Here is a 14,153-nt window from a genome sequence, read left to right on the forward strand (position 1 = left end):
CACGCCCCGGCAGCGCATCCGGGCCGTCGGCCGGCCCACCCGCCGCGCCGGCGGCTGACCGGAGGGGTACCCGTTCCGCGCCCAAAGCCGTCACCGGGCTGGACGGCCGCGGTGGTCCCACCGGCCCCGCGATGGGCAGCAGAGCGGGCGGCAGTTGCCGGTAACCGACCGGATCGGGTGGTGTGCCGGGCCGGAGAGCGGGTAACGGCCGGCGGGAGGTGGCCATGGTCGCGTTGGCGCAGGCACCGCCCTCGGCCGAACGGCTGCGGGCGCTCGACGGGTTCCTCGATGCGGCCTGGGTCGAGCAGGCCCGCCACGACGAGCGGTTGCGCGGGCTCCCGGTCGAGGTGCGGTTCGACCGGGGGGTCGCCCACCTGAGCGGGGAGGTGGCCGAACCGGATCAGTTGCGGCTGGTCCGTGAGCTGGTCGGCCGGCTGGCCGGGGTGTACGGCGTGTGGGGGCGGGTGCGCGTCGGTGGCCGGGACCCGGTGGTGGTGGACCTGGGCTGCGGCGGCCAGAAGCAGTACCCGACGAACCTGGGGCTGGACATCTTCCCGGCACCCGGGGTGAACGCGGTGGCGGACCTGTCCGGGTCGCTGCCGCTGGCCGACGGCTCCGTCGACGTCATCTTCACCGTGCACATCCTGGAGCACCTGATCGACTTCCTGCCGCTGCTGGACGAGTGTCACCGGGTGCTCCGGCCGGGCGGGGTGCTGCACGTGATGAGCCCCTGGTGGGGGCATGTCAACGCGGTGGCCGACCCGACCCACGTGCGACTGTTGGACGTGCAGACGATCAAGGGGGTCTGCGGTCAGCGCCCGCCGGGCACCCCGCGTTGGCATCCGCTGCACGCCGGCTGCGACGGGGCGTCCATCTTCGCCGACCTCACCCCGCTGCCCGTCGACGCCCCACCCGTCGCCCCGACCCACCTGGCCCGCTTCTTCGACTGACCGGCTGCGCGGCGGCGGGCTGACGGGCCGGCAGGTGGGTCAGGCGGTGCTCTCGCGGGGGGTCAGCCGGTGCGGGGCGGTGAGTTCCCGTGGCGGCGCGTCCCGGTCGCCTGCCAGCCGGCCGGCGAGCAGGTCGACGGCGAGCCGGGCGATCCGCTCCTTGTCCGGGGCGACCGTGGTCAGGGTGGGGACGCTGAACCGCCCGTCCTCGATGTCGTCGAAGCCGGCGACGGCGACGTCGCCGGGGACCCGGAGGCCGGCCTCGTGCAGGGCGCGCAGCGCACCGAGGGCGAGGGTGTCGTTGAAGCAGAAGACCGCGTCGGGGCGGGCCCCGGAGTCGAGCAGGTGGCGCATGGCGGCGGCCCCGTCGGCGCGGTGCCAGGCCGGGGTGGGGGCGACCAGGCTCTCGTCGTACCCGAGGCCGGCCTCGGTCAGGGCGGCGGTGTAGCCGGCCAACCGGAGGCGGGCGCCGGCCCCCTCGGGGGTGCGTGGTGAGCCGATGGCGGCGATCCGGCGGCGGCCGAGGCCGATCAGGTGGGTGGTCATCTCCCGGGCGGCGGTCACGTTGTCGATCACCACGTGGTCGGCGAGGCCGTGGTCCACCCGTTCGCCGAGCAGCACCATCGGCATGCCGTCCAGGCCGGTGAGGTCCTCGGCGTCGAGGGACAGCGGGCTGAAGATCAGGCCGTCGATCATGTGGTCGCCGATGCCGGCGGCGGCGACGCGTTCCTGCTCGGGGCCACCACCGGTCGGGTGGATGAGCACGGTCCAGCCGTGGTCGGCGGCGGCGGTGACCACGTGCCGGGCGAGTTCGGCGAAGTACGGGATGTCCAGTTCCGGCACGGCGAGGGCGATCACGCCGGTGCGGCCCTTGCGCAGGTTGCGGGCGGACAGGTTGGGCCGGTAGCGGAGTTCGGCGATGGCCGCCTCGACCCGGGCCCGGGTGTCCGGTCGCACGTGCGGATAGCCGTTGACCACGTTCGACACGGTCTTGACCGACACCCCGGCCCGTTCGGCCACATCCTTCAGTCTGTGCCGCACGATCGGCCACCTCCCCGCCTTCGACTCAGGACTGTATCGCGTGACAAGTCCTTTACAACGTTGGTTACAACGTTGTAGGAATGCGGGGGTAGGGCGTGACCGCAGTCACGGAGCAGGTCGAGGAAAGGTGGCACCCCCGGTGCGTACAGCTCGGTTGACGATCGATCCGGCCTTCACGATCGGCCCCGTGGATCGACGGCTCTTCGGCTCCTTCGTCGAACACCTGGGCCGCTGCGTGTACGGCGGGATCTACGAGCCCGACCACCCCGAGGCCGACCCGCTCGGCCTGCGCCGCGACGTGCTGGCGCTGACCCGGGAGCTGGGCGTCTCGATGGTCCGCTACCCCGGCGGCAACTTCGTCTCCGGCTACCGCTGGGAGGACGGCGTCGGCCCGGTCGGCGACCGCCCCCGCCGGCTGGACCTGGCCTGGAAGACCGTCGAGACCAACGCGTTCGGCATCGACGAGTTCATGACCTGGGCCGCCGCCGCCGAGGTCGAGCCGATGATGGCGGTCAACCTCGGCACCCGGGGCGTCCAGGAGGCGTGCGACCTGCTGGAGTACGTCAACCACCCCGGCGGCACCCAGCTGTCCGACCTGCGCCGCGCACACGGCGCGGAGCAGCCGTACGGGGTCCGGCTGTGGTGCCTCGGCAACGAGTTGGACGGACCGTGGCAGGTCGGCCACAAGACCGCCGAGGAGTACGGCCGGCTCGCCGCCGAGACCGCGCGGGCGATGAAGCTGATCGACCCCTCGATCAGCCTGGTCGCCTGCGGCAGCTCCGGTCGGGGCATGCCCACCTTCGCCTCCTGGGAGGCGACCGTGCTGGAACACACCTACGAGCACGTCGACTTCATCTCCGCGCACTCCTACTACGACCCGACCGACGGCGACCGGGCCAGCATCCTGGCCTCGGCCGTCGACATGGACCAGTTCATCACCGAGGTGGTCGCCACCGCCGACCACGTGGCCGCCCGACTGCGCCAGACCCGCAAGCTCAAGATCTCCTTCGACGAGTGGAACGTCTGGTACCAGTCCCGCGTCCAGGGCGACCTGGACGGGCGCGGCTGGGTCGAGGCACCCGCGCTGCTCGAGGACGACTACACCGCCGTCGACGCGGTGGTGGTCGGGAGCCTGCTGATCACCCTGCTCCGGCACGCCGACCGGGTCGGCGTCGCCGCCCAGGCGCAGTTGGCCAACGTCATCGCCCCGATCCGTACCCGCACCGGCGGGCCGGCCTGGCGGCAGAGCATCTTCCACCCGTTCGCGCTGACGGCCCGCTACGCCCGGGGCACCGTGCTGCGTACCGAGCCGGTCTCCCCCCGCTACGAGACGAAGCGGTACGGCGACGTGCCGGTGCTGGACACCGTCGCGCTGCACGACGAGGAGTCCGGCGAGCTGACCGTGTTCGCGGTCAACCGGGGCACCGCGGACCTCCCGCTGGACCTCGACCTGCGGGGCCTGTCCGGGCTGCACCCGGTGCAGCACCTCAGCCTCGCCGCCGGGGACGACCCGGACGCGGTCAACACCGAGGCCGAGCCCGACCGGGTGACGGCCCGGGAACTGCCCACCGCCGACGTCGACGGCGATCGCTGCTCCGTACGCCTGCCGGCGGTCTCCTGGAACGTGCTGCGCTTCGCGCCGCAGCCCTGATCAGCCGACCCGGCCCCGGGCGCACCCACCCTGTCGGGACGCGGGTGCGCCCGGGCCGGGTCGGCCAGCTGCGGCGGGCCAAGGTAACGCCCGCCGGGTGCGGGTCGGCCGGGTGCGGGCCGGCCGGGTGCGGGCCGGCCGGGTGCGTCGGGGCCGAGGTCGGGCCGGCCGGGTGCGGCAGGCCGAGGTCGGGCCGGCCGGGTACGGGCGGCGGGAACGGTGTGGCCGGCAGCCGACCGGGCGGTCAGGCCGAAGCGGGCTGCTTGGCGCGGCCCTCGGCTTCGCCGGTGGCCAGGCGGTTGCGACGGTAGCCGTAGCCGAAGTAGATGATCCCGCCGAGCGCCATCCAGATGAGGAACCTGATCCAGGTCTCGATCGACAGGTTGAGCGTCAGATAGAAGCAGGCCAGCGCGGTGAAGATCGGCAGCACCGGGGAGAACGGGACCCGGAACGGCCGCTCCAGGTCGGGGCGCTTGCGGCGCAGGATCGGCACCGCGATGGCGACGATCATGAACGCGCAGAGCGCGCCGATGCTGACCAGGTCGGCCAGCGCGGACAGCGGCAGGAATCCGGCGAGCAGCGCCACCGCCACCGTCATCACGGCGGAGATCCGGTACGGGGTCCCCCAGCGCGGGTGGATCTTGGCGACGGCGGGCGGGATCAGCCCGTCCCGGGAGATGGCGAACCCGATCCGACCCATGGCCACCAGGTCGACCAGGATCACGCTGGTCAGGCCGGCGACGGCGGCGATGGAGACCAGCACCCCGGCCCAGCTCGCACCGACCGCGTTGAAGGCTGCGGCGATCGGGGCGCCCCGGTCGATCTCGCCGTACGGCACCATGCCGACCACGACCAACGAGACGCCGATGTAGAGCGCGGTGGAGATCAGCAGGGTGCCGAAGAGCCCCAGGGTCAGGTCCCGCTTGGGCCGCCTGGTCTCCTCACCCAGGTTCGCCACCGCCTCGAACCCGGTGTACGCGAAGAAGACCACGGCGGCGGCGCTGAGCACCCCGACGAAACCGAAGACGGACGGCTCCAGCCCGAAGAACGCCTGGACGACCGGCTGCTTGATCCCGTCGTCACCGGCGCCGGCCGGCTCGGCCGGCGGGATGAACGGGCTGAGGTTGGCGGCCTTGACGAAGAACAGCCCGGCGACCACGACGAAGACGCAGATGGCGACCTTCACCAGGACCAGGATGTTGGTGATCCGGGCGGACTCGCGGATGCCGATGATGGCGACCACGCCGAGCAGCAGCACGATGCCGATCGCGCCGAGGTTGACCACGCTGCCCTCTTCGGCGAACCAGGTGCTCGGCAGGCCGAACAGCTCGGCCAGGTAACCCGACCAGCCCCGGGCCACCACCGCCGCGCCGAGCGCGAACTCCAGCAGCAGGTCCCACCCGATGATCCACGCGACGATCTCGCCCATCGTGGCGTACGCGTAGGTGTAGGCGCTGCCGGCGGTCGGCACGCTGGACGCCAGCTCGGCGTAGCAGAGGGCCGCGAGCAGGGCGACCACCCCGGCGATGGCGAACGAGATCACCACGCCCGGCCCGGCGCTGTCGCGTGCCTCGATGCCGGTGAGGGTGAAGATGCCGGTGCCGATCACGATGCCGATGCCGAAGCCGGTGAGGTCGCGGGCACCGAGCCGACGTTTCAGGCCGGGGCTGCCGTCGCTGCCGTCGGCGTCGCCCTGGGCAACCACATCCTTGATCGGTTTGGTTCGCAGCACAGACACCGTACTCACCCCTCCCACCACCGCGATCGCCCTGCTGACGACCGGTGCCGCGCGTTGCTACCCACCCCGACCCCCCGCCAATCACCCCTCCCCCACCCACCCACCATCAACCCCCAGTCCCCCCACAACCACTTTCGGTCACACCACCCCCACCCCGGCCCGCCCCACCCCGGCCCGGCCCGGTGATCAAGAGGTTTGCGTCATCCGCCGCGCGAAAGCTGACGCAAACCTCTTGATCACGGGGGGGTGGGGGGTGACCCGGAGGGCCCGGGGGTGGAGGGGGTGACTGGGGATGGGTTGACGTGTATCTCTTTCTCGTGGGGAGCGGTGGGGGCCACCGGGGACCTATTGAAGGGATATCGGCGTGAGAGTGACTCGGATCGGTGTGGTCGGGCTGGTGGTGGCACTGCTGGGAGGGCTCTCCTGGAGTGGGGCGGCCGGGGCGGCCGGGGCGGCCGGGGCGGCCACCGCGGCCGGGGCCAGCTTCACCGGCGGGGCCGGGCTCACTGGCACCGGAGCTGGTGGTGTCTGCGAGGTCGATCCGGCGGTGCCGAAGCGGCAGTTCCGGGCAATGTGGATCTCGTCGGTGGTGAACATCGACTGGCCGAGTGCGGGCTCCCGGACCGCCCCGGACCGGGTCGCCGCCCAGCAGGCGGAATACCGGGGCTGGCTCGACCTGGCGCAGCGGCTGCACCACAACGCGGTGGTGGTCCAGGTCCGGCCGACCGCCGACGCGTTCTGGCCGTCGCCGCACGAGCCGTGGTCGGAGTACCTGACCGGGGTGCGCGGGCAGGACCCGGGCTGGGACCCGTTGGCCTTCCTGGTGGCCGAGTCGCACCGGCGGAACCTGGAGTTCCACGCCTGGTTCAACCCGTACCGGATCTCCATGCCGGCACCCGCCGGCGCGGGCGCGGACCTCGGGCAACTCGCCCCGGGCCACCCGGCCCGGCAGCACCCGGAGTGGACCTTCGCCTACCCGCCGGCCGGGGTCGCCGGCAGCCGGCTCTACTACGACCCCGGCGTCCCGCAGGTCCGCGAGTTCGTCCAGACCGCGATGCTGGACGCCGTCGGGCGGTACGACATCGACGGCGTGCACTTCGACGACTACTTCTACCCGTACCCGAGCGGCACCTACCCGGTGCCGGACGATGCGACGTTCGCCGCGTACCACCGGGGATTCACCGACCGGGCCGCCTGGCGGCGGGACAACATCGACCTGCTGATCCAGGAGATGGGGACCAGGATCAAGGCGGCCAAGCCGTGGGTGAAGTTCGGGGTGAGCCCGTTCGGCATCTGGCGCAACGCCAGCGCCGACCCGAACGGCTCGGACACCACCGGCAGCCAGTCCTACGACATCATCTCCGCCGACACCCGTAAGTGGGTCAAGCAGGAGTGGATCGACTACATCGTGCCGCAGCTCTACTGGTACATCGGCCAGTATCCGGCCGCCGACTACGCCCGGCTAGTGCCCTGGTGGGCGCAGACGGTACGCGGCACCCGGGTGCAGCTCTACATCGGCCAGGCGGACTACAAGAGCGGCGACCCGGCCTACGGCACGTACTGGATGAACCCGCAGGAACTGTCGGACCACCTGACGCTCAACCGGTCGTACCCGGAGGTGCTCGGCAACGTGCACTTCTCCGCCGTGCAGGTGCGGGCCGACCGGCTCGGCGCGACGAGCAGCTACGCCGCCGCGCACTACTCCCGCCCGGCGCTGGTGCCGACCATGGCGCACCTGCCGGCGAAGCCGCTGCTGCGCCCGGCACTCACCCGGGCCGAGCGGACCACCGAGGGGGTACGACTGCGCTGGCGGCAGCCGGCCGACGGGAAGGGCCCGCTCGGCACCGCCACGTCGTATGCGGTCTACCGGTTCGACGGGCCCGGCCGGGTCGACGGGTGCGACCGGGCCGACGCGGCACACCTGGTCGGCACGGTCCGGGCCGCCCCCGGGCAGCCGCAGTCCTGGGTGGACGGCACCGCTGAGCCGGGCCGGGCGTACACCTATCAGGTGACCGCGCTGGACCGGCTGTGGAACGAGAGCGCCGCCTCGTCGGCCCGGGTGGTGCGCTGATCGACCTCGGACGCCCCGGGTGCCACGGCACCCTGGGCATTCGTCTGTTTCGACGTATGCCATCAATACGTCGCCTCCACCACATCCCACCGACGGGATATTGATCGAGACTGATCCCATTCCGGTAACCAGCCACTGACGCACCGTACCGCCCACCCCGCGGAGGAAACCGTGTCCCGTCGTCTCGCCACCGCCCTCGCCGCCGGCACGTTCGCACTGCTCAGCGTGCTCGGCGTCGGCTCACCCGCGTCCGCCGCGGTGAGCACCGCACAGAAGCTCAGCGTGCTGAGCAGTTGGACCCAGACCAGCGCCAGCAGCTACAACGCGTGGAACTCCGGCCGCCTCAACCAGGCCGCCTGGGCGGACTACGGCTTCGACTGGTCCACCGACTACTGCTCGTCCAGCCCGGACAACCCGCTCGGGTTCACCTTCAACCTGTCCTGCTACCGGCACGACTTCGGCTACCGCAACCACAAGGCGATGGGGATCTTCTCCGCCAACAAGACCCGCCTCGACAGCGCCTTCTACGAGGACCTGAAGCGGGTCTGCGCCACCTACAACTCCGTCGTCCGCCCGGCCTGCACCAGCCTGGCCTGGACGTACTACCAGGCAGTCAGCATCTTCGGCTCGGTCGCCGCCGTCTCGCAGGCCGACCTCGACCGGGCCGCCCGGATGAAGGCCGACGCCGAGCGGGCCGCCGCCGTACGCGGCTGACCCACCGGCGCCCCGACCCACCCGCATCCGGGCGTCCGGCGGCGCGGACCGCGTCGCCGGACGCCCGCGCCCGCCATGCCGCGCGCACCACATCCACCGGCGGCCCGCGGTGTCGCTTCCGCACCACCGGACGGCGCGGCGGGTCAGGCCCACTCCTCCCGACGTTCCGCATCGCGGCGGCCCACCGGCCGAGGGGTGACCGCACTGGCCGGTCGGGGCGTGGCCGTGCCGTTCGGTCGGGGCGTCACCGCGCCGGTGGCCCGGAACCGGACCGAGTCCGCTGCCAGATCCGGGTGCTCCACCGCGAACGCCAACGCCGCCGCCTCCTCCAGGCCCAGCTCACCACCCTCGCCGTAGGCGGCGTCGAAGGCCGCGTCGCCGAGGGCGCGCCGCAGCTCCGCCTGCCGCTCGTGCCAGTACGAGGCGAAGATGCCCGGAGTGCCCCGTAACCTGGCCCGGGTGGCCTGGGCCGCGCCGAAGAGCCGGGCCGCCGTCACCGGCTCCCCACCCAGCGCGCACCGCACCGCCACCGCGTTCACCGTGTCGCAGGCCCGCCCGTGGTAGCCGTGGCCCATCCGGGCCCGCAGCGCCACCAGCAGATGGTCGTGCGCGGCCACCAGGTCACGCCGGGCCAGCGCCACCATGCCCAGCAGCATGTCCACCGACCGGCAACCCCGCTCCACCGGGCGGGCCGCCTCCACCGGCCGGGCCGCCCCGAGCAGCTCCGCCGCCTCCGCCAACGCGCCCCGCCGCCACAGCAGCTCGGCCAGGTTGTAGACGGCCAGCAGCGCGTCCCCGCTGACCTCCAGCTCGCCCGCCCAGTCGATGACCTCCCGGCAGACCCGCTCCGCCTCGGCGAACTGCCCCATGTCGACCAGCGGTGCGGCCCGCCCGGCGAGCACCCGGGCCAGCAGCCCCGCGTCGCCGGCCTGCCGGGCCGCCGCCTCAGCCCGCTGCGAGAACCGCAGCTCCTCGGCGAACTCGCCGTCCGCCCCCGCGTGCAGCGAATGCAGGTGGTACGCCGCCGCCAACTCCGCCTCGGGGATCGACTCGCCGGTCTCGGCGATCCGCCCGTACAGCCGGAACAGCCACAGCCGGGCCTCCCGGGACAGCCCCCGCTCCCGCCACCACTGGTCCAGCCCACCGGCCAGCCGCAGCCCGGCCCGGGCGCTGCCCCCGGTGGCCGACCAGCGCAGCGCCGCCCGCAACTCACGGGCGAGCGGGTCCACCGCGTAGAGCGACAGGGTGACCGGGCGGCCGTCCTCCCCCAGGTGCGCCCGGTGCAGCGCGTGCTGGGCCCAGGCCACGTGCCGGTCCCGGGCGGCCTGCTCCTCGCCGGTCTCGACCAGCCGCCGCGCCGCGTACGCCCGGATCGGGTCGAGCATCCGGTAGGTGCTGCCGGAGGCGTGCGGCTCGGCCAGCACCATCGACTTGTCCACCAGCACCGACAGCGGGTCGAGCGGGTCCTCGGCGAGCAGCCACTCCACCGTGGCCAGATCCACCGGCCCGGCGAACACCGCCAACCAGCGCAGCAACCGGGCCGCGCGGGGCCCCAACGTCCGGTACGACCAGGTGACCGTGGCCTGCATGGTGAGGTGCCGCTCGGTGGCGGACCGCTGCACCGCCCGGTGTGCTGGGCTCGGCGGCGCCTGCCCGAAGGCGGCGGCGACCAGGTCGACGGTGTCCTGCTGGTTGCCCGCCCAGCCCCGCCCGGCGGGTGGTTCCGTGACGTCCCTCCCGGCGTCGAGGGTGCCCAGCATGTCGTCCAACCGGGCGGCCAACTGGCCGGCGGAGAGCACCCGCAACCGGGCTGCGGCCAACTCGATCGCCAACGGCAGCCCGTCCAGCCGCTGCACCACCCGGCGCAGGTCGGCGGCCTCCGTCCACTCCGGCGGGCGACCACCCCGGGCCGCCGCCGTACGGTCCAGCAGCAGCGCCACCGCATCGCTCTCGGTCCGCCCCGGCTGCGGGTCGACCGCCAGCGGCGGAATCCGCCACACCACCTCGCCGGGGAGACCGAACGCCTCCCGACTGGTGGCCAGCACCCGCACCCCGCTGCCACCGGCGAGTAGTCGGGAGATCACCTCGGCGCAGGCCGCCGGCTGGGCGTCACAGGTGTCGAGCACCACCAGCATCCGCCGGACGGCCGCGTACTCCACCAGGGTGTCCAGGATCGGGCGGCCCGGTTCCGGGCGCGGCCCGAGCACGGCGGCGATCGCGAACGCCACCAGCCCCGGGTCGGTGACCGTGGCGATGTCGACGAACCACACCCCGTCCGGGTACGCCTCCACCTGGCCGGATGCCACCTCGACGGCGAGTCGGGTCTTACCGGCGCCGCCCGCGCCGACCACCGTGACCAGCCGGTGCCGGCGGATCAGCAGATCCAGCTCGACCCGCTCGGTCTCCCGGCCGACGAACGAGGTGACCTGGGTGGGCAGGTTGTGCGCCAACGCCTCGGCGGTACGCGGACGGGGGAACTGCCGCCCCAGCCCCGGCGCGACGAGTTGGAACAGCCGTTCCCGGTCGTCGAAGCCCCGGAGCCGGTGCAGGCCCAGGTCGATCAGGCTGGCCCCGTCGGGCAACGGCTCGGCCAGCCGTGCGGTCGACGCCGAACAGAGCACCTGTCCACCGTGCGCGGCGGCAGCCACCCGGGCGGCCCGGTGCACCTCGGGGCTGGCGTACTCACCGTCGCTGGGTTCCGCGTAGCCGGTGTGCAGCCCCATCCGTACCTTCGGGGCGGCCTCCGGGTTCGGCCAGTCGTGGGTGGACAGCGCCCGCTGCGCGGTCAGGCAGGCGGTCAGCGCCGCCGACGCGTCCGGGAAGGCCAGGAAGAACGAGTCCCCCTCGGTCAGCAACTCCGCGCCGTCGGTCTCGGCCAGGGTGTCGCGCAGCAGCCGACGATGCTCCCAGAGCACCGGGCGATAGTCCGACCCGAGCAGTTGGGCCAGCCGGGTCGACCCTTCGATGTCCGTGAACACGAAGGTCACCCAACCGCTCGGGAGGTGGATCCGTGGCGACATGCGTGGCACCTCCGCCCCTGACGTCGGGTTCATGCTGCCCTATGGTCAACCGGTCACGCATCGTGAGAACGGTTGGGCGATATCGGACCCAAGGGGCCAATGATCTCGGCGCATCATCGCGCCGCACCGTTACATCGGGCCGCGTCCGGCCCGGTCGACAGCCGGCCGGGTCAGCAGCCCGCCTGGTCGACAGCCCGCCCGGTCAGCAGCCGCAGCCACCACCGCAACAACCGCCCCCGGAGGCGGGACCCGCCGGGGCGCCACCGGTCGCGGAGCCGCCACCACGGCCGGTGACCGCCACGGTGGAGAGGAGCTTGACCGTGTCGGCGTGGCCCTGAGGGCAACCGGCCGGCGCACCGGCCTCGACCATCGGTCGACTGACCTCGAAGGTGTCGCCGCAGGCGCGGCAGCGGAACTCGTACCGGGGCATGCCCCCACCCTACGACCGGACCTGACTCCCTGGCCGACATGGGTGATACTCAAACAGTGGTGAGCGGCGAAGATTCGACGGTACGAGCCCTGCGCGCAGCGACCCCACCCGAGGATGTGCCCCCCGCTCCGCGTCGCGGCTGGATCCCCCGGCCCCGCCGACCCCGCCGTGACCCCGCCAGCCCGCCGGCCGACCCGGCCGACCCGGCCACCGTCGCCTCGACGGTGGACTCCGCCGCAGGTCGTCCCCCGGCCTCCGAGGTCCGACCGGACCCGGCGACGCCCGGGGCGGAGCCGACCACGACGACCGGCCCCGACGACGATGCCGGGCCTGCGCCGAAGACGGATGCGGGAGAGAAGGCCGGGCCGACTGCGAAGGCCGACGCGGACGGCGGTGCGGAGCCCACCACGAAGGCCGACACGGTGGCGGGTCGGCGGCGGAGGATTCCGTTCGCGCACGCCGTCCGGCTGCCGCCACCCCGGCAGGCGGTGGGAGCCGCGACCCGGGCCACCCGGGCCTGGTCCCGTCGTCCGAGCGGCCGGCTGACCCTGCCCGCCCTGTTCCTGTTCGCACTGGTCGCGGCGACCGCCGCCGTCGGCGCGGTGGTGGTGCCGAACGCGGTCCGGGCACCCCGACCGGTAGCGGTGGACGACACCGCCACCACCGGCCCCGGGTTCCCGCCGGTCACCGCGACCACCGGGGTTCCGCTGCTCCCGGGCGGGAGCGTCCCCGGACTGCCGCCGGGCGGGGTCGCACCGACCGGGCCGATCGCCCCCACCGCCGCCGGTCGCCCCGCCGACGCGCTGGGCGACTGGGCCCGGGTCACCGGCACCAAGGTGGGCATCTCCCCGATCGCCATGCAGGCGTACGGCTACGCCGAACTGGTGCTCGCCCAGACGAACCGGAGCTGCCAGCTGAGCTGGACGACGCTCGCCGCCATCGGCTACGTCGAGTCCCGGCACGGGCAGGCCAACGGCGCGACGCTCGGGCCCGACGGCCGGGCCGTACCGGAGATCATCGGCGATCCGCTCGACGGCAAGGGCGGACGGTCCCTGATCCGGGACACCGACGGCGGGCTGTTCGACCGGGACACCGTCTACGACCGGGCGATCGGGCCGATGCAGTTCATCCCCACCACCTGGGAGCAGGTCGGCGCGGACGCCGACAACGACGGCCGCAAGGACCCGCACGACCTGGACGACACCGCGCTCGCCGCCGGCAACTACCTGTGCCAGGGCGGCCGGAACATGACCGTCCCCGGCGACTGGTGGGGGGCCATCCTCTCCTACAACGATGTACGCCGGTACGCGCAGGACGTCTTCGACAAGGCCCACGAATACGGACGCGCAAGCCGTACGTGAGGTGATCGTTCGCATACATTGCCGGACCGGACACTTCCCCCGAGAAGCCGTTGACGGCAAGCTAGACGCGTGATGGTGCGCGAGTGGGATCCCCGAACCGCGTCGTCCGCCGAGATCGGCTCCGTGCTGGACACGCTGAACGCGGTCCTCGCCGCCGATCTCCCGCAGGACCCGCCGTGGCGGGAGGATTCCCTGCGGGAGTACCTCTCCGAGGTGATGCCCGGCGAACGACGCATCTCCTGGGTGGCGGAGGCCGATCCACCGGCCGGGGGCGGTCCCGGGCAGATCCTCGGGCACGTGCACGTGCTGCTGCTCGGTGACATCGGCGTGCTGGAGGTGCTGGTGCACCCGGCGGTGCGCCGCAACGGGCTGGGCCGGGAGCTGGTGCTGACCGCCGCCCGTCGGGTCTACCAGGAGGGCTTCCAGTCGATCGGGGTGGAGGTCGTCGGGGACACCCCGGCGATCGGCTTCTACTCGTCGCTGGGCTTCGCCCTGGAGTACGTCGAGACCCGCAGCGTGCTCGAACTGGCCACGGTCGACTGGACGGCGCTCACCGAGATGGCTGCCGGCGTCGACCCGGGCTACCACCTGGAGTTCTACCCGGGCGGGCCGTCCGACGACCTGATCGAGGCGTACGCGCGGGCGAAGGCCGAGGTGCGCGATGTCGACGACGGCGAACTGCGCCCCAGCTCGTACGACCCGCAGCGGCTGCGGGACAGCCTCGACACCCTGCACCGCCGGGGCATGAAGCCGTACATCGTGCTCGCCCTCCAGCAGCGGACGGGCACGGTGGCCGGCCTGACCGAGGTGGTGGTGCCGGTCCAGCACCCCACCCGCGCCGACCAGTACGACACCATCGTGGTGCGCGACCACCAGGGATACGGCATCGACCGGGCGATCAAGGCGCGGATGCTGCTGGAGCTGCGTTCCGCCGAGCCGGAGCTGGCCGAGGTGCAGACCTGGAACGCCCAGGCCAACGAGGCGATGCTCAAGGTGAACGCCGAGCTGGGCTACCAGACCGACCGGGACTGGTGCGAATACAGCGTGGACGTCGCCGAGCTGGTACACCGGTTCGACGCCCAGCGCTGAGCAGCGACCGGCGGCACGGCACCCCGCAGCAGCGGGCGACAGCCGGCGGGCGGCCGCACCGGGCGGGTGCTGGGCGGCACCGGGCGGC

10 protein-coding genes are annotated in these 14,153 nt (G+C 73.2%); 6 read left to right on the forward strand and 4 right to left on the reverse strand.

Annotated elements, in window-relative coordinates; translation table 11 throughout:
* The first annotated feature begins 224 nt into the window (after positions 1–224).
* Entirely contained in the window at positions 225–950 is a 726-nt protein-coding gene (locus GA0070216_RS09425) for a methyltransferase domain-containing protein (RefSeq protein WP_091242293.1), read from the forward strand.
* Positions 951–989: 39 nt separating this feature from the next.
* On the opposite strand, the gene GA0070216_RS09430 is transcribed toward GA0070216_RS09425, so the two are convergent.
* Positions 990–1,991, reverse strand: coding sequence for a LacI family DNA-binding transcriptional regulator (locus GA0070216_RS09430; protein ID WP_091242295.1), 1,002 nt, complete (start codon positions 1,989–1,991; stop codon positions 990–992).
* Between the two features lie 139 nt (positions 1,992–2,130).
* Here GA0070216_RS09430 and arfA point away from each other — a divergent pair, with 139 nt between their 5' ends.
* Complete coding sequence (gene arfA / locus GA0070216_RS09435; protein WP_091242298.1) at positions 2,131–3,642, forward strand: arabinosylfuranosidase ArfA; 1,512 nt, start codon at positions 2,131–2,133, stop codon at positions 3,640–3,642.
* Positions 3,643–3,886: 244 nt separating this feature from the next.
* Here the strand turns inward: arfA and GA0070216_RS09440 are convergent, their stop codons facing one another.
* Positions 3,887–5,380, reverse strand: a complete 1,494-nt coding sequence (locus GA0070216_RS09440) for an amino acid permease (RefSeq protein WP_091242301.1) — start codon at positions 5,378–5,380, stop codon at positions 3,887–3,889.
* Between the two features lie 364 nt (positions 5,381–5,744).
* Here GA0070216_RS09440 and GA0070216_RS09450 point away from each other — a divergent pair, with 364 nt between their 5' ends.
* Together GA0070216_RS09450 and GA0070216_RS09455 are read left to right on the forward strand one after the other, a co-directional pair.
* Positions 5,745–7,451 carry a glycoside hydrolase family 10-like protein gene (locus GA0070216_RS09450; RefSeq protein WP_091242310.1) on the forward strand — a complete coding sequence of 569 codons (1,707 nt, stop codon included), beginning with the start codon at positions 5,745–5,747 and terminating at the stop codon, positions 7,449–7,451.
* A gap of 171 nt (positions 7,452–7,622) precedes the next feature.
* Positions 7,623–8,165 carry a phospholipase gene (locus GA0070216_RS09455; RefSeq protein WP_091242314.1) on the forward strand — a complete coding sequence of 181 codons (543 nt, stop codon included), beginning with the start codon at positions 7,623–7,625 and terminating at the stop codon, positions 8,163–8,165.
* A 143-nt stretch (positions 8,166–8,308) separates the two neighbouring features.
* Here the strand turns inward: GA0070216_RS09455 and GA0070216_RS09460 are convergent, their stop codons facing one another.
* Both GA0070216_RS09460 and GA0070216_RS09465 read right to left on the reverse strand, forming a co-directional pair.
* Entirely contained in the window at positions 8,309–11,185 is a 2,877-nt protein-coding gene (locus tag GA0070216_RS09460; RefSeq protein WP_091242317.1) for an ATP-binding protein, read from the reverse strand.
* Between the two features lie 202 nt (positions 11,186–11,387).
* On the reverse strand, positions 11,388–11,615 hold the full coding sequence (locus GA0070216_RS09465) for an FmdB family zinc ribbon protein (protein WP_091242321.1): 228 nt from the start codon (positions 11,613–11,615) through the stop codon (positions 11,388–11,390).
* Positions 11,616–11,671: 56 nt separating this feature from the next.
* Here GA0070216_RS09465 and GA0070216_RS09470 point away from each other — a divergent pair, with 56 nt between their 5' ends.
* Entirely contained in the window at positions 11,672–12,976 is a 1,305-nt protein-coding gene (locus tag GA0070216_RS09470; protein WP_091242324.1) for a lytic transglycosylase domain-containing protein, read from the forward strand.
* Between the two features lie 72 nt (positions 12,977–13,048).
* Positions 13,049–14,065: a GNAT family N-acetyltransferase gene (locus GA0070216_RS09475; protein WP_091242327.1), complete on the forward strand. Its 1,017-nt coding sequence runs from the start codon at positions 13,049–13,051 to the stop codon at positions 14,063–14,065.
* Positions 14,066–14,153: the final 88 nt, after the last annotated feature.

This window comes from Micromonospora matsumotoense (assembly GCF_900091525.1).
Classification (GTDB): Bacteria; Actinomycetota; Actinomycetes; order Mycobacteriales; family Micromonosporaceae; genus Micromonospora; species Micromonospora matsumotoensis.

Bases quoted from the DNA above. Each gene is read 5' to 3' on its own strand.
- GA0070216_RS09425 (WP_091242293.1), top strand. From the start codon at position 225: ATGGTCGCGTTGGCGCAGGCACCGCCCTCGGCCGAACGGCTGCGGGCG.
- GA0070216_RS09460 (WP_091242317.1), bottom strand. From the start codon at position 11,185: ATGTCGCCACGGATCCACCTCCCGAGCGGTTGGGTGACCTTCGTGTTC.
- GA0070216_RS09465 (WP_091242321.1), bottom strand. From the start codon at position 11,615: ATGCCCCGGTACGAGTTCCGCTGCCGCGCCTGCGGCGACACCTTCGAG.
- GA0070216_RS09475 (WP_091242327.1), top strand. From the start codon at position 13,049: ATGGTGCGCGAGTGGGATCCCCGAACCGCGTCGTCCGCCGAGATCGGC.